Here is a 24,937-nt window from a genome sequence, read left to right as displayed (position 1 = left end):
AACCAATCAGGGTGTCGATTCATCAGTCGAGACCGAACTCCCTGTCGATCAGGTTGAACATCTCGTCGTCCGAGGCCGCGTCCAGGTCGACCGCTGCGGACTCCTCCTCCTTCACCGGGCTTGCGGACTGGTCGAACTTCCAGAGCATCGCCTGGAGGCGCTCCGCGACCTTGTCCCGTGCCTCATGGTCCGCGTCCAGGGAGACCAGAAAATGCTCGAGGCGGTCCAGCTCGCCCATGATCGGCGGGGTGTCGCTCGAGGTCTCCGGCCGGAGCTGGGCGAGAAGGGCCCCTGCGAGGGCGTGCGCCGTCGGGTAGTCGAACACGAGGCCTGCGGTGAGGCGCAGTTCCGTGGCGGCGTTCAGACGGTTCCGCAGCTCCACCGCCGTCAGGGAGTCGAAGCCCAGTTCCATGAAGCCCCGGTGGACGTCGATGCTCGCGGGGTTCTTGTGCCCGAGCACGAAAGCCACGTGCGAACGCACCACGTCGAGGACGGTTTCCCGCTGTTGCTCGTCGGTGAGGCGGGTCAGGCGGCTGCGGAGGCTCTCGGTCTCCTGCTGGTCGTCGCTGTGGGCGAGGCGGCGGGTGGTGCGGGAGGTGGTGGAGGGCAGCAGACTGCGCATCGGGGCCGGCAGCGCCCGCAGGTCCGCCTCGGTGGTGTTCGCCGCCCGCAACCGGGCGGTGTCCACTGTCGCGGCCATCACCACCGGCCACCCGGACTCCACCGCTGCGTCGAGGAGTTGGAGTGCGTGGGCGGCGGGCATCGGCGCGAACCCACGCCGCGCCAACCGCGCCCGATCCGCCTCGGCCAAGTGTCCGCTGAGGGCGCTGTCCTCTTCCCACAGTCCCCACGCGATGGAGACGGCCGGCAGTCCCTCGGCCCTGCGGTGTTCGGCGAGCGCGTCGAGGAACGTGTTGGCTGCCGCGTAGTTCGCCTGCCCGGCGTTGCCCAGGATGCCGGTCGCGGAGGAGTAGAGGGCGAAGAGGTTCACTCCCGGCAGGTCACGGGTGGCCTGGTGGAGGTGCCAGGCCCCGTCCACCTTCGCGCGCAGCACGCCGCGTACACGTTCTTCCGTGAGGTCCTCGACCAGTCCGTCGTCGGATACGCCGGCGGTGTGGATGACACCGGTCAAGGGGTGGTCGGCGGGGACGGCGTCCAGGGCCCGGGCGACGCCCTCGGGGTCGGCGATGTCGCAGGCGACCACCGTCACCCGCGCCCCCATATCCTCTAGTTCGCAACGGAGTTGGCTGGCGCCGGGTGCCTGCTCCCCACGCCTCGACGCCAGCACCACGCTCGCCTGGCCGTGCACACCCACCAAATGCCGGGCGGCCAGGGCCCCCAGGGTGCCCGTGCCCCCGGTGATCAGGACAGTGCCGTCACGTTCGACCCGCCGCGGAACCGACACCACCATCTTCCCCACATGACGCCCCTGACCCATAAACCGCAACGCCTCACGCACCCGCCGCACATCCCACACCCGCAACGGCAACGGCTCCAACACCCCCGCCTCCATCAACCCCACCACCTCAACCAACATCTCCTGAATCCGATCCGGACCCGCCTCCCGCACATCAAACGCCCGATACGAACGCCCCGGAAACTCCGCCGCAACCTCCCCCGCATCACGAACATCCGTCTTACCCATCTCCACAAAACGACCACCCTCAGCCAACAAACGCAACGACGCATCCACAAACGGACCCGTCAAACTATTCAGCACCACATCCACACCACGCCCACCAGACGCCTCCGCAATCACCCCCTCAAACCCCACCTCCCGCGAAGAAGCAATCCGCTCCGCAGCCACACCCTGCCCACGCACCACCGACCACTTCGCCTCACTCGCCGTCGCAAACGCCTCCACACCCCAATAACGCGCCAACTGCAACGCCGCCAAACCCACCCCACCCGCAGCCGCATGCACCAACAACGACTCACCCCGCTCAACCCCCGCCAAATCCACCAACCCATACCACGCCGTCAAAAACACCGTCGGCACCGACGCCGCCACCTCAAAAGACCACCCCGACGGCATCCCCACCACCATCCGATAATCCACCACCAGCTCGGCCGCGAAGCCGCCCTCACACAGACCCATCACCGCGTCACCCACCGACACACCCACCACCCCGGCACCCACCTCAACCACCACTCCGGCGAACTCCCCGCCCATCACCGCCGCACCCGGATACCGCCCCAACGCAATCAACACATCACGGAAATTCACCCCCGCAGCCCGCACCTCCACCCGCACCAATCCCGCGCCCAACACCTCGCCAGCGTCGTCCCACTCACCGACCCCGACCCACGCGCCGGCGTCGACCGCGGCCACGTCCTCCAACGAACCCCGACCACCCACCGGCTCCAACCGCCACACACCACCATCCGGAACCACCACACCACCACCAACCACACCCCCCACCAAACGCGGCACCAACACCCTCCCACCCCGCACCGCCACCAACCACTCCCCCACACCCACCAAACCAGCCACCAAACCCCGCACATCCACCACACCCACAGACCCCACACCCGGATCCACATCAACCAACACCACCCGACCCGGATGCTCCGCCTGCACCGAACGCACCAAACCCACCACCGCAGCCTGACCCGGATCCACCACCCCACCCTCAACCCCAACACCACCACACGTCACCACAACCAAACGCCCCCCACCCCCACCCGACAACCACCCCTGCACCACACCCAAACCCTCCACCACCACACCAGCCACCCCACCCGGCACATCACCCAACCCCCCAAACCCCACACCACCCCCAACACACCACACCACCGACCCAACCCCCACCCCACCCGACACCACACCATCAACCCACTCCCCCACACCCACAACCCGCTCCACACCCACACCCGTCAAACCACACCGCTCCGCCAACACATCCGAACCCACCACCAACCACGAGCTCTCATCCCCACCACCCTCGGAACCCCCCGCCGCCTCCAGAGCGACGCCGGACAACTCCTCCCACTCCATCGCGAACAACGAGTTGTCCGTCACGTCATGGGCGGGGGAGGGACCTCCGCTCTCTTCCCGCCGTGAGACGAGCGAATCGATGACGGCGACAGGCTGACCCGACGCGTCGGCCATCTCGACGCGCACAGCGCTCCGGCTCTCGCCGGTCAGGCACACCCGCAGGGCCGTCGCCCCGCTCGCCAGCAGGCGGACGTCGCGGTACTCGAACGGCAGCCAGGTCTCCTGCGAGCCGGCGGCCAGTTCCTGGAGGGCGCCCACGTGCAGTGCGGCGTCGAGCAGAGCGGGATGGATGCAGAAGCCTGCGCTCTCCTGGTGCCGTTCCGTCGGGAGCACCACGTCGCCGTACAACTCGCCCTTCTGGCCGCGCCACGCCTTGCGCAGCCCCTGGAACGCCGGGCCGTAGCCGTAGCCCGCGCGGGCGAAGAGATCGTAGACACCGTCGGCGTCCAGCTCCTCGGCCCCGACCGGCGGCCACACCGTCATCTCGCGCACCGAAACGTCGTCGGCCCCCTGCTGTCCTCCGCGTGTGGCCAGGTGACCGGACGCATGACGCTTCCAGGAACGATCGGAGCTCTCATCCGCACACGAGTGGACGGTGACCTCGCGCCGCTCGTCCGGGTCAGCCGCCCCCACCCGCACCTGAAGGCGGACGCCGCCGTCCACCGGCAACACGAGGGGTGCGGACAGGGTCAGCTCCTCGACCACGTCGCAACCGACCTCGTCCCCGGCTCGGATCGCCAGCTCGGCAATGAGGGCCCCGGGCACCACCACGCGGTCCCCCACCGCGTGGTCTGCCAGCCAGGGGTGTGCCGACAGGGACAGCCGTCCGGTCAGGAGCCATTCGTCGCTGTCGGCCACCTCGACGGCGGCCCCGAGCACACCGTGATCGGCACCGTCCAGACCCAGGCCCCGCGCATCGCCACCGCCGACCGACCGGGGAGCCAGCCAGTAGCGCTGGTGCTGGAACGCGTACGTCGGCAGATCCACCGCCGACGCCCGCGGCAGCAAAGCCCCCCAGTCAGGAGTGGTCCCCGTGACATAAACCCGCGCCAACGCCGTCAACACCGACAACACCTCACCCTGCCCCGACCGACAACTCGCCACCACCTCCACCGACGACCCCTCAGACACCACCTCACGCAACAACCCCGACAACACACCCCGCGGCCCCACCTCCACAACCTTCCCCAACCCACACCCACCCACATACTCCGCCACCCGATCAAACCGCACCGCCGCCCGCGCCTGCTCCACCCAATACCCCACACCCCACGCATCACCATCCATCACCTCACCCGACACACCAGAAACCACCGGAACACCCCCACCACAATGCACAACACCCCCAATCGCCTCAGCAAACTCACCCAACATCGGCTCCACCAACGGCGTATGAAACGCCCGCGACACCTCCAAACGCCGACACCGCACCCCACCACCCTCACCCTCCAACCACTCCACCAACCCCTCCACCACACCCGGCACACCCGCCACCACCGTCGACGCCACACCATTCACCCCCGCCACCCACACACCCACATCCCCCAACCCCCCACCACACCAACGCCCAACAGCCTCCTCCACCCACCCCACCGAAGCCCCCACCGACACCATCACACCCGGCTCCAACCCCTGCATCAACCGACCCCGAGCCGCCACCACCCGCACCGCATCCTCCAACGACAACACCCCCGCCACATGCGCCGCCACCACCTCCCCCACCGAATGCCCCGCCACCACCGACGGCACCACACCCCACGACTCCCACAACCGCGCCAACGCCACCTCAAACGCAAACAAACCCGCCTGCGTATACACCGTCTCACCCAACCAACCAGCCTCCACACTCCCCTCCCGCGCCCACACCACATCCCGCACACCAAACGGCACCACACCCCCCAACTCCACATCCAACAACCCACACACCTCACCAAACACCTCCGCAAACACCCCAAACTCCCCCGCCAACTCACGCCCCATACCCAAACGCTGAGCACCCTGACCCGAAAACACCCACCCCACACCACCCGGCACCACCACACCCGACACCACACCCACCCCCGGCTCACCAGCCGCCACCGCACCCAACCCCGCAACCGCCCCACCACGATCACCAGCCAACACCACCGCCCGATGCTCCAACCCCGCACGCCCCAACGCCAACGAACGACCCACACCCACCAACGACACCCCAACCCCACCACCCGACCCCAACCACTCACCCAAACGACCCGCCTGAGCCACCAACCCCCCAACCGAACGCCCCGACACCACCAACGGCACCACACCACCCAGCCCCACCACAGCCCCATCCCCAGACTCCACAGACTCCTCCAGCGGAGCCTCCTCCAAAATCACATGCGCATTCGTCCCACTGATACCGAACGACGACACACCCGCCCGACGCGGACCACCCTCCACCTCCCACGCCACAGACTCCGACAACAACTCCACCGCACCCGACGACCAGTCAATGTGCTCCGAAGGCTCATCCACATGCAGCGTCCTGGGAAGCCGACCATGACGCATCGCCATCACCATCTTGATCACACCCGCCACACCCGCAGCCGCCTGCGCATGACCAATATTCGACTTCACCGACCCCAACCACAACGGACCCCGACCCTCACCCCGCTCCTGCCCATACGTCGCCAACAACGCCTGCGCCTCAATCGGATCACCCAACGACGTACCCGTCCCATGCGCCTCCACCACATCCACATCCCCAGCCGACAACCCCGCACTCGCCAACGCCTGACGAATCACCCGCTGCTGCGACGGACCATTCGGCGCCGTCAAACCATTCGACGCACCATCCTGATTCGTCGCACTCCCCCGCACCACCGCCAACACCCGATGCCCACGACGCCGCGCATCCGACAACCGCTCCACCAACAACATCCCCACACCCTCGGACCACCCGGTCCCGTCCGCGGACGCCGAGAACGCCTTGCACCGCCCATCCGGCGCCAACCCCCGCTGACGACTGAACTCCACGAAGGTGGCGGGGGTAGCCATGACGGTGACGCCGCCGGCCAGCGCCATCGAGCACTCACCATTGCGCAACGCCTGCACCGCCAAATGCAGAGAGACGAGCGACGACGAACACGCCGTGTCCACCGTCACCGCGGGACCCTCCAGCCCGAGCTGGTAGGCGATGCGACCGGACAGGACACTCCCGGTGGTGCCGATCCCCACGTACCCCTCGGCCTCTTCGGGCATCAGGTCCAGGGCCGGCGCGTAGTCGTGGTACATCAGCCCGACGAAGACGCCGGTCGGGGTCCCCTTCAGCGAGGCCGGGTCGATACCCGCACGCTCCAAGGTCTCCCAGGAGGCCTCGAGGATGATGCGCTGCTGGGGGTCCATCGACAGTGCCTCGCGCGGCGAGATGTCGAAGAACTCGGCGTCGAACGCGTCCGCGTCGTGGAGGAACCCGCCCTCGCGGGTGTAGGAGGTCCCGGGACGGTCTGCGTCCGGGCTGTAGAGACGTTCCAGGTCCCAGCCGCGGTTCGTGGGAAACCCGGAGATGCCGTCCCGACCGTCGCGGACCAGGTCCCACAGGTCCTCCGGGGAGCTCACGCCACCCGGGTAGCGGCACGCCATACCCACGATCGCGATGGCGTCGTCGTCGTTCCAGGTCTGAGTGGCGGTGGCCGAGGCGGTGGCCTGAACCTGCTCGCCGAGCGCTTCGGCGAGCAGGTGCTCGGCGAGTGCGGCGGGTGTGGGGTAGTCGAAGACGGCCGTGGCGGAAAGCTTCGTACCCAGGGCGTTGTTCACCTGGTTGCGCAGCTCCACCGCGATGAGTGAGTCGAAGCCGAGGTCCCGGAACGGCTTCTCCACCAAGACCTCGTCGGCGGAGGCATGTCCCAGAACCGCGGCGACGTGCTCGCGGACCGTGCTCAGTGCCGCCTGCCGCTGTTCCTCGGGGGACAGACCGGCGAGTCGCTCCGTGAACGAGGACGTGTCGGCCCCGTGGCCATGCCCCCGCGCCGTGCGGCGGGCGGCCGTGTTCGTCGGTACGAGGCCCCGCATCGGCGGCAGCAGTTCGGACGGTGCCTGCTTGCGCAGTTGGGCACGGTCGATGCGCATCGGCACGAACAGGGCCTCGTCCCGGGCGCGACAGACGTCGAAGAGTTCCAGCCCCTCCGTGGCGGGCAGGGGGCGGATGCCGAGTCTGGAGAGGCGGGCGAGATCGACCTGTCCGAGGTGGTCGCTGATGCCTCCGGCCTGCTCCCACAGGCCCCAGGCCAGGGAGGTGGCCGGGCGGCCGACGGCTCGGCGGCGCTGGGCCAGGGCGTCGAGGACGGAGTTGGCCGCGGCGTAGTTCCCCTGCCCCGCGTTGCCGAGGAGGCCGGAAGCGGAGGAGTACAGGACGAACATCGACAGGTCCGCGTCGCGGGTGAGTTCGTCCAGGTTCAGCGCAGCGTCGACCTTCGCCCTGAGCACACGGTGTGTCTGCTGCGGAGTCAGGGACGCCACCACCCCGTCGTCGACGACACCGGCCACGTGTACCACGCCCGTCAGAGGGGCCGAGTCCGGAATCTGCTCCAGCACAGCCGCCAGCGCGTCCCGGTCTGCGGCGTCGCACGCCACGACAGCCACCGTCGCGCCCGCGGCTTCCAGCTCCGCGCGAAGCTCGGCGGCGCCGGGGGCCTCCGGGCCCCGGCGGCTCGTCAGCACCAGACGGGTGACGCCGTGCTCGGTGACCAGGTGACGCGCGAGCAGGGAGCCGAGATCACCGGTGGCTCCGGTGATCAGCACCGTCCCGTCGCCCGTGGTGCCGGCGGGGCGGGAGACCGGCCGCGCACCGGCGGAGGCGTCCTGGCCGGCGCCGGCACGGGTGAGCCTCGGCGCCTTCAGCACACCGTCGCGGACCATGACCTGCGGTTCGTCCGCCTGTCGCGCCGCGAAGACGGCCGCGGCCAAGTGGGCGGCCTCGTCTGCCTCGCTGCCGCAGTCCACGAGCAGGAAGCGGCCGGGGTTCTCCGCCTGCGCGGAACGGACCAGACCCGACACCGCGGCCTGGGCCAGGTCGACGGGCTCCCCGTGGGCGGAGACAGCTCCGCGGGTGACGACGACGAGCTGCGAGGTTTCCCACCGGACGTCGGACAGCCAGCGCTGCAGGAGGTCCAAGGTCGCGAGCACCGCGTCGTGCACCCCGTGGGCCGTACGGTCGGCATCACCGCCGAGGTCCGCGGGCGGCCGGGCCAGCACCACTCCGGGCACCGGCATACCGTCCTGCACAGCCTGTCCCAGGGCTCCCAGCTCCGCGAAACGCGTGACGTCTGGCAGGGCAACGCCGGGTTCGGCAGGGCCGTCGCCCCCGTCCCCGGGGACTCCGACGCACGCCCAGCCCGCGGTGGCACCCGAGGCAGCCGCGTCGCTGGACGACTCCTGGCCGAGGAGCACCCAGTCGAGCGTCAGGAGCGCGTCGTCGTCCACACGGGACGAGGTTCGAAGTTGCTCCGCGTCGACGGGGCGGGTCGTGAGGGACTCGACCGTGGCGACGGACTGCCCGGCGGCGTCCGCGATCCACACGCGAACGGTGTCCTCGCCCGGGGTGGTGATGCGCACGCGCAGGGCGGTGGCGCCGGTGGCGTGCAGATCGACGTTGCGATAGGCGAAGGGGAGCCGGGTGCTGCCGTCGTCATGCCGACGCAGGAAGTACGCGTGGACCGCGGAGTCCAGCAACGCGGGGTGCACGCCGAAGCGCTCGGCGTCCTGGTGGAACTCCTCCGGCAGAGCGACCTCGGCGAAGAGTTCCCCGTCCGTCCCGCGCCACGCCGCGGTCAGTCCCTGGAACGCCGGGCCGTAGACGTAGCCCGCGCTCTCCAGGTCCGCGTAGAAGTCGTCGAGCGGCACCGGCTCGGCCTGGGCCGGCGGCCAGAGCGCAAGCTCCCCACCGTCCAGGGCCGCGTCCGCCCGTTGTTCCGGCCGGGGCTGCGCCGTGGGCGCCAGCGTCCCCGTGGCGTGGCGCTGCCAGCCACTCCCCGGTCCGCTTCCATCCGGTGCCCCGGCGGCGGTGCGGACCTCCGGCGCGAGGTCGTCGCCGTCGTGCCGCGCGTGAACGGTGAACTCCCGTCGTCCGTCCGGGCCAGCGGCTCCGACGCGCACCTGCACCTTGAGGCCGCCACGCTCCGGTACCGCCAGCGGAGCCGACACCATCAGCTCTTCGACGCGCCCGCAGCCGACCTGGTCCCCGGCACGCACCGCCGCGTCCACCCAGGCGGCTCCCGGAACGAGCCTCACACCGGCCATGACGTGGTCTGCCAGCCAGGGGTGTGCCGACAGGGACAGCCGTCCGGTCAGGAGCCATTCGTCGCTGTCGGCCACCTCGACGGCGGCCCCGAGCACACCGTGATCGGCACCGTCCAGACCCAGGCCCCGCGCATCGCCACCGCCGACCGACCGGGGAGCCAGCCAGTAGCGCTGGTGCTGGAACGCGTACGTCGGCAGATCCACATGCCGGTGACGCCGTTGCCCCTCCCCCACAGGAAACACCTGCCCCCAGTCAGGAGTGGTCCCCGTGACATAAACCCGCGCCAACGCCGTCAACACCGACAACACCTCACCCTGCCCCGACCGACAACTCGCCACCACCTCCACCGACGACCCCTCAGACACCACCTCACGCAACAACCCCGACAACACACCCCGCGGCCCCACCTCCACAACCTTCCCCAACCCACACCCACCCACATACTCCGCCACCCGATCAAACCGCACCGCCGCCCGCGCCTGCTCCACCCAATACCCCACACCCCACGCATCACCATCCATCACCTCACCCGACACACCAGAAACCACCGGAACACCCCCACCACAATGCACAACACCCCCAATCGCCTCAGCAAACTCACCCAACATCGGCTCCACCAACGGCGTATGAAACGCCCGCGACACCTCCAAACGCCGACACCGCACCCCACCACCCTCACCCTCCAACCACTCCACCAACCCCTCCACCACACCCGGCACACCCGCCACCACCGTCGACGCCACACCATTCACCCCCGCCACCCACACACCCACATCCCCCAACCCCCCACCACACCAACGCCCAACAGCCTCCTCCACCCACCCCACCGAAGCCCCCACCGACACCATCACACCCGGCTCCAACCCCTGCATCAACCGACCCCGAGCCGCCACCACCCGCACCGCATCCTCCAACGACAACACCCCCGCCACATGCGCCGCCACCACCTCCCCCACCGAATGCCCCGCCACCACCGACGGCACCACACCCCACGACTCCCACAACCGCGCCAACGCCACCTCAAACGCAAACAAACCCGCCTGCGTATACACCGTCTCACCCAACCAACCAGCCTCCACACTCCCCTCCCGCGCCCACACCACATCCCGCACACCAAACGGCACCACACCCCCCAACTCCACATCCAACAACCCACACACCTCACCAAACACCTCCGCAAACACCCCAAACTCCCCCGCCAACTCACGCCCCATACCCAAACGCTGAGCACCCTGACCCGAAAACACCCACCCCACACCACCCGACACCACCACACCCGACACCACACCCACCCCCGACTCACCAGCCGCCACCGCACCCAACCCCGCAACCGCCCCACCACGATCACCAGCCAACACCACCGCCCGATGCTCCAACCCCGCACGCCCCAACGCCAACGAACGACCCACACCCACCAACGACACCCCAACCCCACCACCCGACCCCAACCACTCACCCAAACGACCCGCCTGAGCCACCAACCCCCCAACCGAACGCCCCGACACCACCAACGGCACCACACCACCCAGCCCCACCACACCATCGTCACCGGCACCATCGGCGCCCACACCCTCCTCACCCTCCACAACCTCCTGCCCCCCAGGAGCCTCCTCCAAAATCACATGCGCATTCGTCCCACTGATACCGAACGACGACACACCCGCCCGACGCGGACCACCCTCCACCTCCCACGCCACAGACTCCGACAACAACTCCACCGCACCCGACGACCAGTCAATGTGCTCCGAAGGCTCATTCACATGCAGCGTCCTGGGAAGCCGACCATGACGCATCGCCATCACCATCTTGATCACACCCGCCACACCCGCAGCCGCCTGCGCATGACCAATATTCGACTTCACCGACCCCAACCACAACGGACCCCGACCCTCACCCCGCTCCTGCCCATACGTCGCCAACAACGCCTGCGCCTCAATCGGATCACCCAACGACGTACCCGTCCCATGCGCCTCCACCACATCCACATCCCCAGCCGACAACCCCGCACTCGCCAACGCCTGACGAATCACCCGCTGCTGCGACGGACCATTCGGCGCCGTCAAACCATTCGACGCACCATCCTGATTCGTCGCACTCCCCCGCACCACCGCCAACACCCGATGCCCACGACGCCGCGCATCCGACAACCGCTCCACCAGCAATACACCAGCCCCCTCCGAGGGACCGAAGCCGTCCGCGGACGCCGAGAACGCCTTGCACCGCCCATCCGCGGCCAGTGCCCGCTGGCGACTGAAGCCGATGAACACCCCGGGGGTCGGCATGACCATCACGCCACCGGCCAGCGCCATCGAGCACTCACCATTGCGCAACGCCTGCACCGCCAAATGCAACGCCACCAACGACGACGAACACGCCGTGTCCACCGACATCGCCGGCCCCTCCAGCCCCAACGCGTAGGCCACCCGACCCGACACGACGCTCGCCGCGTTCCCGGCGCTTACGAAGCCTTCGATACCTCGAGGCAACGCACCGTTCTCGGCTGCGTAGTTCGAATCGATGGTGCCCATGAAGACGCCGGTACGGGTGCCCTTGAGCGAAGTCGGATCGATACCCGCACGTTCCAAGGACTCCCACGCCACCTCCAACAACAACCGCTGCTGCGGATCCATCGCCAACGCCTCACGCGGCGATATCCCGAAGAACCCCGCATCAAACCCCGCAACACCCTCAACAAACCCACCACGCCGCGTATAACTACACCCCTCCCGATCCGGATCAGCATCGAAAAGCCCCTCCAGATCCCACCCCCGATCCAACGGGAAATCACCAATCGCATCCCCACCCTCATCCACCAAACGCCACAAATCCTCCGGCGAACCCACCCCACCAGGAAAACGACACGCCATACCCACAATCACCACCGGATCATCCACCACATCCCCCACCACCGGAACCACAGCATCCTCACCCCGCACCGCCAACCCACCAACAGAACCAACCAACTCCCCCCGCAGATAAGACGCCAACACCAACGGCGTCGGATAGTCGAACACCAACGTCGCCGGCAACCGCAAACCCACCGCAGCACCCAACCGGTTCCGCAACTCCACCGCAGTCAACGAATCAAAACCCGCATCCCGAAACGCCCGATCAGCCTCCACCCCCGCAGCACTCCCATGCCCCAACACCACCGCCGCATGCGAACACACCAACTCCACCAACACATCCAACTGCCGCTCTTCGGGGAGATCGGCCAAGCGCGACGCCCATGACGGGCCGTTGTCGGGAGTTCCGTCCTGGATCTGACGACGAGTGACGCGGCTGGGTGAGGCAACAAGGCCGCGCAACGCCGGCGGCAGTGCACCGGCTTCCGCTTCCGCCGCCAGGCGAGCCGGCACGAGCTTGGCCGCGGCAACGACCGGATGTCCAAGGTCGAACCATGCCCTGTCGAGGAGTTGGAGTGCGTGGGCGGCGGGCATCGGCGCGAACCCACGCCGCGCCAACCGCGCCCGATCCGCCTCGGCCATACCCCCCGTCAACGCACTATCGTCCTCCCACAAACCCCACGCCACAGAAACAGCCGGCAACCCCCGCCCACGACGGAACTCAGCAAGCGCATCCAAAAACGAATTCGCCGCCGCATAATTCCCCTGCCCCGGACCACCCAACAAACCCGCCATCGAAGAAAACAACACAAACCCAGCCACCCCCGGCAACCCACACGTCGCCTCATGAAGCCGCCACGCACCATCCACCTTCGCCCGCAACACCCCCCGCACACGCTCCTCCGTCAAATCCCCCACCAACCCGTCATCCAACACACCCGCCGCATGCACCACACCCGTCAACGAATGACCAACAGGAACAGCAGCCAAAGCCCGAGCAACCCCCTCAGCCTCAGCAACATCACACGCCACCACCTCCACCCGCGCCCCCATACCCACCAACTCAGCACGCAACTCCCCAGCACCCGGCGCCTCCAACCCCCGCCGCGACACCAACACCACACTCGCCTGCCCATGCACACCCACCAAATGCCGAGCCACCAAAGCACCCAACGTCCCCGTACCACCAGTAATCAACACCGTCCCATTCCGATCCAACCGCCGCGGAACCGACACCACCATCTTCCCCACATGACGCCCCTGACCCATAAACCGCAACGCCTCACGCACCCGCCGCACATCCCACACCCGCAACAGCAACGGCTCCAACACCCCCGCCTCCATCAACCCCACCACCTCAACCAACATCTCCTGAATCCGATCCGGACCCGCCTCCCGCACATCAAACGCCCGATACGAACGCCCCGGAAACTCCGCCGCAACCTCCCCCGCATCACGAACATCCGTCTTACCCATCTCCACAAAACGACCACCCTCAGCCAACAAACGCAACGACGCATCCACAAACGGACCCGTCAAACTATTCAGCACCACATCCACACCACGCCCACCAGACGCCTCCGCAATCACCCCCTCAAACCCCACCTCCCGCGAAGAAGCAATCCGCTCCGCAGCCACACCCTGCCCACGCACCACCGACCACTTCGCCTCACTCGCCGTCGCAAACACCTCCACACCCCAATAACGCGCCAACTGCAACGCCGCCAAACCCACCCCACCCGCAGCCGCATGCACCAACAACGACTCACCCCGCTCCACCCCCGCCAAATCCACCAACCCATACCACGCCGTCAAAAACACCGTCGGCACCGACGCCGCCACCTCAAAAGACCACCCCGACGGCATCCCCACCACCATCCGATAATCCACCACCACCTCAGCCCCAAAACCCCCCTCACACAAACCCATCACCGCATCACCCACCGACACACCCACCACCCCAGCACCCACCTCAACCACCACACCAGCAAACTCCGCACCCATCACCGCCGCACCCGGATACCGCCCCAACGCAATCAACACATCACGAAAATTCACCCCCGCAGCCCGCACCTCCACCCGCACCAACCCCACACCCACCTCAACCACACCCACCTCAACCACACCCACATCCTCCAACGAACCCCGACCACCCACCGGCTCCAACCGCCACACACCACCATCCGGAACCACCACACCACCACCAACCACACCCCCCACCAAACGCGGCACCAACACCCTCCCACCCCGCACCGCCACCAACCACTCCCCCACACCCACCAAACCAGCCACCAAACCCCGCACATCCACCACACCCACAGACCCCACACCCGGATCCACATCAACCAACACCACCCGACCCGGATGCTCCGCCTGCACCGAACGCACCAAACCCACCACCGCAGCCTGACCCGGATCCACCACCCCACCCTCAACCCCAACACCACCACACGTCACCACAACCAAACGCCCCCCACCCCCACCCGACAACCACCCCTGCACCACACCCAAACCCTCCACCACCACACCAGCCACCCCACCCGGCACATCACCCAACCCCCCAAACCCCACACCACCCCCAACACACCACACCACCGACCCAACCCCCACCCCACCCGACACCACACCATCAACCCACTCCCCCACACCCACAACCCGCTCCACACCCACACCCGTCAAACCACACCGCTCCGCCAACACATCCGAACCCACCACCAACCACGAGCTCTCATCCCCACCACCCTCGGAACCCCCCGCCGCCTCCAGAGCGACGCCGGACAACTCCTCCCACTCCATCGCGAACAACGAGTCCTCCCCAGCCGGCACCGCCGCACGCAACTGCCCGTCATCCACCAACCGGGCCACCATCGACTCGATCACCGCAACCGGCTCACCCGCCTCATCCACCACCAACACCCCCACCTCATCCCCACCCACACCCCTCAACCGCGCCCGCACACCCACCGCACCCGACGCCAACAACCGCACACCACGGAACGCGAACACCAACCGCGTCCCCTCACCCTCACCCGCGGCCACATCCAGCAACGACGTCTGCATCACCGCGTCCAGCAGTGCAGGGTGCATCCCGAACCGCCCCGCCTCCTCACGCAGCCCCTCAGGCAACACCACCTCGGCAAACACCTCACCCCCCGCACCACGCCACGCCCCACGCAACCCCTGAAACGCCGGACCATACACATACCCCCGCCCCGCAAGACCCTCATAGAACCCCTCCAACCCCACCGACACCCCACCCACCGGAGGCCACACACCCAACCCCTCCACCACCTCACCCACACCGGCAGCACACAGCACCGCCTCGGCATGACACGTCCAACCGTGTTCCATACCGTTGTCACGGTCATCGCGCCGGGAGAAGACCATCGCCTCCCGACGTCCGTCCTCACCCGCGGCGCCGAGTCGGACCTGGAGCTGCACAGCCTCGTCCTCGGGCAGCACCAGAGGCGCCTGGAGCGTCAGCTCTTCCACCGTGTCGGAGCCGACCTCGTCACCTGCACGAATCACCATGTCCAGAAGGGCGGTACCCGGGACGACCACAGTTCCGGCCACGACGTGGTCGCCCAGCCACGCTTGCGTCGCAAGCGACAACCGGCCCGTGAGCAGCCACTCGTCGCTGTCGGCGATGCGCACCGCGGCGCCCAGGAAGGGATGGTTGGCGTCTCGCAGGCCCAGGCCCCGCAGATCCCCTGCACCGCGGTGCCGTCCGGCGTCCAGCCAGTAGCGCTGGTGCTGGAAGGCGTAGGTCGGCAGGTCGACGTGCTCGCGGACCGCGTCACCAGACCCCGGAAGAACAGCATCCCAGTCCAACCCCACCCCGAAAGCGTGCGCCTGGGCGGCGCTGGTGAGGAACTGCGTCCAACCACCCCGATCCCGACGCAACGTCTCCACCACCGCTGCCACCTCGGCCCCTCCACCCGCGCCGGACGCCTGGAGCGTGTCGGTGATACCACCGGTGAGGACCGGGTGAGGACTGACCTCGATGAACACCCCCGCCCCAGAACGCGCCAACTCCTCCACCGCCGGAGCAAACCGCACCGGCCGCCGCAGATTCCGCACCCAATACCCCGCATCCAACGACGCGGTATCCACCACCCCACCCGACACCGTCGAGAAGAACGCCACCGACGACGAGGACACCGGCCTGACCCCCGCAAGCGCCTCCTCAAGACCCGCACCGATCTCCTCCACCTGCGGCGAATGCGAGGCATAGTCCACCCCGATCCGACGCGCCCACACCCCCTCCTCCTCGCACCGGGCCAAAACCTCCTCCACCGCACCCACCTCACCGGAGACCACCGTCGACGCCGGACCATTGACCGCCGCCACACCCACCCGGCCCTCCCACACCGAAACCAGCTCCGACGCCGCCTCCTCACCCAACGCCACCTGCGCCATCGCCCCACCACCCGCAAGCGACACCAACGCCCGCGAACGCAACGCCACCACCCGCACCGCATCCTCCAACGACAACCCACCCGCGATATGGGCAGCAGCGATCTCACCCTGCGAATGCCCCACCACCACATCCGGCACCACACCCACCGACTCCCACAACCGCGCCAACCCCACCATCACCACGAACAACACCGGCTGCACCACATCCACCCGACCCAGAACATCCTCACCACCCTCACGCAACACCTCCGTCAACGACCACTCCACCAACGGCGCCAACACCTCCTCACACTCCGCCACCACACCCGCAAACACCTCACTCTCACGCAACAGCTCACGCCCCATCCCCACCCACTGCGAACCCTGACCCGGAAACACCATCACCACACGGGGCTCTCCCCCCGCTGCCACCACACCCGACACCACACCCGCCGCCGGCTCACCAGCCGCCACCGCACCCAACCCCGCAACCGCCCCACCACGATCACCAGCCAACACCACCGCCCGATGCTCCAACCCCGCACGCCCCAACGCCAACGAACGACCCACACCCACCAACGACACCCCAACCCCACCACCCGACCCCAACCACTCACCCAAACGACCCGCCTGAGCCACCAACCCCCCAACCGAACGCCCCGACACCACCAACGGCACCACACCACCCGACCCCACCACAGCCCCATCCCCAGACTCCACAGACTCCTCCAGCGGAGCCTCCTCCAAAATCACATGCGCATTCGTCCCACTCATGCCGAACGACGACACACCCGCCCGACGCGGACCACCCTCCACCTCCCACGCCACAGACTCCGACAACAACTCCACCGCACCCGACGACCAGTCGATCGCCGGTGACGGCTCATCCACGTGGAGGGTCTTGGGGAGCCAACCGTGGCGCATGGCCATGACCATCTTGATCACACCCGCCACGCCCGCGGCCGCCTGCGCATGACCAATGTTCGACTTCACCGACCCCAACCACAACGGACCCCGACCCTCACCCCGCTCCTGCCCATACGTCGCCAACAACGCCTGCGCCTCAATCGGATCACCCAACGACGTACCCGTCCCATGCGCCTCCACCACATCCACATCCCCAGCCGACAACCCCGCACTCGCCAACGCCTGACGAATCACCCGCTGCTGCGACGGACCATTCGGCGCCGTCAAACCATTCGACGCACCATCCTGATTCGTCGCACTCCCCCGCACCACCGCCAACACCCGATGCCCACGCCGCCGCGCATCCGACAACCGCTCCACCAACAACATCCCCACACCCTCGCCCACCCCGAAGCCATCGGCGGCAGCGGAGAAGGACTTGCACCGTCCGTCCACGGACAGGGCGTTCTGCCGGCAGAACTCCACGAAGGTGCCGGGTGTGGCCATGACGGTGACGCCGCCGGCCAGCGCCATCGAGCACTCACCGTTGCGCAACGCCTGCACCGCCAGGTGCAACGCCACCAACGACGACGAACATGCCGTGTCCACCGTCACCGCGGGGCCTTCCAGGCCGAAGGTGTACGCGACACGGCCGGAGGTGATGCTCGCGGAGTTGCCGGTCAGCAGGAACCCTTCGAACTCCTCGGGTACCTCGTGCAGGCGGGAGCCGTACTCCTGACCAAGTGTGCCGATGAAGACGCCTGTAGAGCTTCCGGACAGTGAATCGGCCGGGATGCCCGCGCGTTCGAACGTCTCCCAGGCGCTCTCCATGATCAACCGCTGCTGCGGGTCCATCGCCAGCGCCTCACGGGGACTGACCCCGAACAATCCGGCGTCGAAGTTCGCCGCGTCGTGGAGGAACGAGCCGTACCGCGTGTAGGAGGTGGCCGGCCGCTCGGACGCCGGATCGTAAAGGGCGCCCAGGTCCCACCCGCGGTCTTCCGGGAACTCGGAGACAGCGTGCTCCTCCCGCACGACCGTCCGCCACAGGTCCTCCGGGGAGCCGATGCCACCGGGGAACCGGCAGGCCATCGAGACGATCGCGATGGGCTCATCGACTGCACCGCTGACCTGGACCCGTCCCGCGTCGGCGGCGTCCGTCAGCCCGAGTGCCTCGCTCCGGAGGTGACGCGCGAGCGTCATCGGAGAAGGGAAGTCGTACAGCAAGGTCTTGGGAAGGTCGAGCCCTGTCCTGTCGACCAGGTTGTTCCGCAGCCTCACCGCCGTCATGGACTCGAAGCCCAGATCCCGGAAGGAGGCCGAGGGGTCGAGGTTGTCGGGTGCGTCGTGCCCGAGAATGGCGGCCGCGTGCGTGCGCACCAGCCTGAGCACGGCACGGAGCTGCTCCTGCTCGGAGTGTCCTTCCAACTCCGCACGCAGGCTTCGCCGAGAGGGCTGGGCTTCCCCCGCCTGAACCACCGCGCCGACCGTCGCCGACCCGACCCGGCTCGGGGAGCGCTGCTGGCGGCGCCACTCCGAGAGCGCGGGGAGTAGGGCCGCCAATGAGGAACTCGCCTCAGGATCATCAAGGTCCAGGGCTGCGGCCGCACTGCCGACGTCATGGCGCTCGACGGCATCCCAGAACTGCCCTTCCAGAGGGCCGGGGCCACCCCGGAGGACCGGTGCGGGCTCCAGCCAGTAGCGCTGATGCTGGAAGGCGTAGGTCGGCAGGTCGACGTGCTCGCGGACCGCGTCACCAGACCCCGGAAGAACAGCATCCCAGTCCAGCTCCACCCCGAAAGCGTGCGCCTGGGCAGCACCGGTGAGGAACTGGCGCAGGCCGCCGTGGCCCCGACGCAGCGTCTCCACCACCGCTGCCACCTCGGCCCCATTCTCCGACAAGGTATCCGCGACACCACCGGTGAGGACCGGGTGAGGACTGACCTCGATGAACACCCCCGCCCCAGAGCGCGCCAGCTCCTCCACCGCCGGGGCGAACCGCACCGGGCGCCGCAGATTCCGCACCCAATACCCCGCGTCCAGCGTCGCGGTGTCCACCACGTCACCCGACACCGTCGAGAAGAACGCCACCGACGACGAAGACACCGGCCTGATCCCCGCAAGCGCCTCCTCAAGTCCCGGCCCGATCTCCTCCACCTGCGGCGAATGCGAGGCATAGTCCACCTCGATCCGACGCGCCCACACCCCCTCCTCCTCGCACCGGGCCAGAACCTCCTCCACCGCACCCACCTCACCGGAGACCACCGTCGACGCCGGACCATTGACCGCCGCCACACCCACCCGGCCCTCCCACGCCGAAACCAGCTCCGACGCCGCCTCCTCACCCAACGCCACCTGCGCCATCGCCCCACCACCCGCAAGCGACACCAACGCCTGCGAACGCAGCGCCACCACCCGCACCGCATCCTTCAGCGACAGCCCACCCGCGATATGGGCAGCAGCGATCTCACCCTGCGAATGCCCCACCACCACATCCGGCACCACACCCACCGACTCCCACAACCGCGCCAACCCCACCATCACCGCGAACAACACCGGCTGGATCACATCCACCCGGCCGAGAAACTCCTCATCACCCTCACGCAGCACGTGCGTCAACGACCACTCCACCAACGGCGCCAACGCCTCCTCACACTCCGCCACCACACCCGCAAACACCTCACTGGAAGACAGCAGCTCACGCCCCATCCCCACCCACTGCGAACCCTGACCCGGAAACACCATCACCACACGACCCGGCACCACCACACCCGACACCACACCCGCCGCCGGCTCACCAGCCGCCACCGCACCCAACCCCGCAACCGCCCCACCACGATCACCAGCCAACACCACCGCCCGATGCTCCAACCCCGCACGCCCCAACGCCAACGAACGACCCACACCCACCAACGACACCCCAACCCCACCACCCGACCCCAACCACTCACCCAAACGACCCGCCTGAGCCACCAACCCCCCAACCGAACGCCCCGACACCACCAACGGCACCACACCACCCGACCCCACCACAGCCCCATCCCCAGACTCCACAGACTCCTCCAGCGGAGCCTCCTCCAAAATCACATGCGCATTCGTCCCACTGATACCGAACGACGACACACCCGCCCGACGCGGACCACCCTCCACCTCCCACGCCACAGACTCCGACAACAACTCCACCGCACCCGACGACCAGTCAATGTGCTCCGAAGGCTCATCCACATGCAGCGTCCTGGGAAGCCGACCATGACGCATCGCCATCACCATCTTGATCACACCCGCCACACCCGCAGCCGCCTGCGCATGACCAATATTCGACTTCACCGACCCCAACCACAACGGACCCCGACCCTCACCCCGCTCCTGCCCATACGTCGCCAACAACGCCTGCGCCTCAATCGGATCACCCAACGACGTACCCGTCCCATGCGCCTCCACCACATCCACATCCCCAGCCGACAACCCCGCACTCGCCAACGCCTGACGAATCACCCGCTGCTGCGACGGACCATTCGGCGCCGTCAAACCATTCGACGCACCATCCTGATTCGTCGCACTCCCCCGCACCACCGCCAACACCCGATGCCCACGACGCCGCGCATCCGACAACCGCTCCACCAACAACATCCCCACACCCTCGGACCACCCGGTCCCGTCCGCGGACGCCGAGAACGCCTTGCACCGCCCATCCGGCGCCAACCCCCGCTGACGACTGAACTCCACGAACATTCCCGGGGTGGCCATGACGGTGACGCCGCCGGCCAGCGCCATCGAGCACTCACCATTGCGCAACGCCTGCACCGCCAGATGCAACGCCACCAACGACGACGAACACGCCGTGTCCACCGTCACCGCGGCACCTTCCAGGCCGAAGGCATAAGCCACGCGACCGGAAGCGACACTGTTCGTGCGGCCCGTGAGGACGAATCCTTCGGACTCCTCCGCCCCCTCGTGCAGCCGGGCACCGTAGTCCTGCTCCACCGATCCGACGAACACGCCTGCGGGCGTGCCCCTCAGCGACGTGGGATCGATTCCGGCACGCTCGAAGGTCTCCCAGGCCGTCTCCAGGAGCAGTCGCTGCTGGGGGTCCATGGCCAGTGCCTCGCGCGGGCTGATGCCGAAGAGCTCGGGGTCGAAAGCGGCGGCGTCGCGGAGGAATCCGCCCTGACGTGTGTAGGTCGTGCCGGAGCTGTCGGGGTCGGCGTCGTACAGGCGGTCCAGTTCCCAGCCACGGTCCTCGGGGAAGGCCGAGACCGCGTCGCCTCCTTCGCTGACGAGCTGCCACAGGTCTTCCGGGGAGCTGATCCCTCCGGGATAGCGGCACGCCATGGAGACGATGGCGATCGGCTCGTCCACCGAGGCGACAGAGGTCTGCGACTCCTTCTGGCGGTCGACGACACCGAGCGTCCGGGACCGCAGGTGCTCGGCCAGGTCCGCCGGGGTCGGGTGGTCGAACAAGAGGGTGGCGGAGAGGGGAAGCCCCGTGAAGGTGGCCAGGCTCGTGCGCAGTTCCACCGACATCAACGAGTCGAAGCCGAGGTCGCGCCAGGTGCGCGAGGGCTCGACGGGATCGGACGTCTGGCTTCCGAGTACGTGTGCGGCGCACGTGGCGACCCAGTCCAGTGCGTGACGGAGTTGTTCGGCCTCCGGAAGGCCCACTAGTTCCTCGCGCCGCCGGGCGGAGTGCTCCGGCTCGGGGGTGCGGGCGTCCTCCGGCTGCGGAGCAGGAGCGTACGTCGTCAGGCTCCTCGGTTCCGCCGCTTCCTCATCCAGCCAGTAGCGCTGGTGCTGGAACGCGTACGTCGGCAGATCCACATGCCGGTGACGCCGTTGCCCCTCCCCCACAGGAAACACCTGCCCCCAGTCAGGAGTGGTCCCCGTGACATAAACCCGCGCCAACGCCGTCAACACCGACAACACCTCACCCTGCCCCGACCGACAACTCGCCACCACCTCCACCGACGACCCCTCAGACACCACCTCACGCAACAACCCCGACAACACACCCCGCGGCCCCACCTCCACAACCTTCCCCAACCCACACCCACCCACATACTCCGCCACCCGATCAAACCGCACCGCCGCCCGCGCCTGCTCCACCCAATACCCCACACCCCACGCATCACCATCCATCACCTCACCCGACACACCAGAAACCACCGGAACACCCCCACCACAATGCACAACACCCCCAATCGCCTCAGCAAACTCACCCAACATCGGCTCCACCAACGGCGTATGAAACGCCCGCGACACCTCCAAACGCCGACACCGCACCCCACCACCCTCACCCTCCAACCACTCCACCAACCCCTCCACCACACCCGGCACACCCGCCACCACCGTCGACGCCACACCATTCACCCCCGCCACCCACACACCCACATCCCCCAACCCCCCACCACACCAACGCCCAACAGCCTCCTCCACCCACCCCACCGAAGCCCCCACCGACACCATCACACCCGGCTCCAACCCCTGCATCAACCGACCCCGAGCCGCCACCACCCGCACCGCATCCTCCAACGACAACACCCCCGCCACATGCGCCGCCACCACCTCCCCCACCGAATGCCCCGCCACCACCGACGGCACCACACCCCACGACTCCCACAACCGCGCCAACGCCACCTCAAACGCAAACAAACCCGCCTGCGTATACACCGTCTCACCCAACCAACCAGCCTCCACACTCCCCTCCCGCGCCCACACCACATCCCGCACACCAAACGGCACCACACCCCCCAACTCCACATCCAACAACCCACACACCTCACCAAACACCTCCGCAAACACCCCAAACTCCCCCGCCAACTCACGCCCCATACCCAAACGCTGAGCACCCTGACCCGAAAACACCCACCCCACACCACCCGGCACCACCACACCCGACACCACACCCGCCGCCGGCTCACCAGCCGCCACCGCACCCAACCCCGCAACCGCCCCACCACGATCACCAGCCAACACCACCGCCCGATGCTCCAACCCCGCACGCCCCAACGCCAACGAACGACCCACACCCACCAACGACACCCCAACCCCACCACCCGACCCCAACCACTCACCCAAACGACCCGCCTGAGCCACCAACCCCCCAACCGAACGCCCCGACACCACCAACGGCACCACACCACCCAGCCCCACCACACCATCGTCACCGGCACCGATGCCCTGCTCGTCCACGTCCGCCTGCTCCGACTCGGGGGCGCTGGCGAGGACCACGTGGCAGTTCGTGCCGCCCATCCCGAAGGAGCTGACACCGGCGACGGACGGCCCCGCCCAGTCGGTGTTCTCCAGCGACATCCGCAGTCGCAGGTCCGTGAGGGGGATCTCGGGGTGAGGGTGCTCGAAGTTGAGGGTGCGGACCAGTTCGCCGTGGCTGAGGCACAGCGCCGTCTTCATGAGTCCGACGACGCCGGCCGCGGCCTCCAGGTGGCCGACGTTGGTCTTGGCGGAGCCGACGACCAGGGGGGTGTCGGCGTCCCGGCCCGCGCCGGTGCCGGCGACCGCGCCGAGGGCGGCGGCCTCGACCGGGTCGCCGACGCGGGTCCCGGTGCCGTGCAGCTCCACGTAGTCCAGGTGGCCGGGCAGGACACCGGCGCGGTCGCACGCGAGGCGGATGACCTCTTCCTGCGCGGTGCCGCTGGGTACCGTCAGGCTTCGGCCACCGCCGTCGTTGTTGACGGCACTGCCGCGGATGACGCAGTACACGCGGTCGCCGTCGGCGAGCGCGCGGCTGAGCGGCTTGAGGACGACGAGGCCGCCGCCTTCGCCGCGGACGTACCCGTTGGCACGTGCGTCGAAGGTGTGGCAGCGGCCGTCCGGGGACAGGGCCCCGAAGCGTGCCACCGCGAGCGTGGTGTCGGGCAGCAGGTTGAGGTTGACGCCGCCGGCGAGTGCCACGGAGGCCTCACCGTGGCGCAGGCTCTCGCAGGCCATGTGCACGGCGACCAGGGAGGAGGACTGGCCGGTGTCGACCGCGAGGCTCGGGCCGTGGAGACCGAGGAAGTAGGAGACGCGGTTGGCGATGATGCTGTGCTGCGTGCCCGCGTTGGCGTGGGAGGTCCGCGCGCCGGGGCCCAGACGGTCCAGCAGCACGGCGTAGTCGCTGGAGGCGGCGCCGACGAACACGCCGGTGCGCCCTTCGGCGAGCGTCTGCGGTGTGGCCCCGGCGTCCTCCAGGGCCTCCCAGGCCAGTTCGAGCATGAGGCGCTGTTGGGGGTCCATGACCGACGCCTCGCGCGGGGATATGCCGAAGAAGGCTGCGTCGAACCCGTCCACGGCGTCGAGGAAGCCGCCGTGGCGGATGCCCCGCCGTTCGGCCTCGTTGAGGTCGGCGTCGGGGAAGGCGTCTTCGGGCCACCGCCCTTCGGGGACCTCGGTGATGGCGTCCCTGCCGTCGCGAAGCAACTGCCAGAGCGCTTCGATCCCCGGCGCCTGGGGGAGACGGCAGGACATGCCCACGATGGCGATTGCTTCCGCTTCCTCGCCGGCAACCGGAAGCTCGTACCGCTGGTCAGCCAC

General features: G+C 68.2%; 1 protein-coding gene. It reads right to left on the bottom strand.

Annotated elements, in window-relative coordinates; translation table 11 throughout:
* Positions 1 to 22 precede the first annotated feature (22 nt).
* A complete protein-coding gene (locus tag O7609_RS21585) occupies positions 23 to 24,937 on the bottom strand; it encodes a type I polyketide synthase (protein WP_269744075.1) in 24,915 nt (8,304 codons plus the stop codon).

This window comes from Streptomyces sp. WMMC1477 (genome assembly GCF_027460245.1).
In the GTDB taxonomy this organism is placed as follows: domain Bacteria; phylum Actinomycetota; class Actinomycetes; order Streptomycetales; family Streptomycetaceae; genus Streptomyces.
This window is presented reverse-complemented; position numbering and strand designations above follow the sequence as displayed.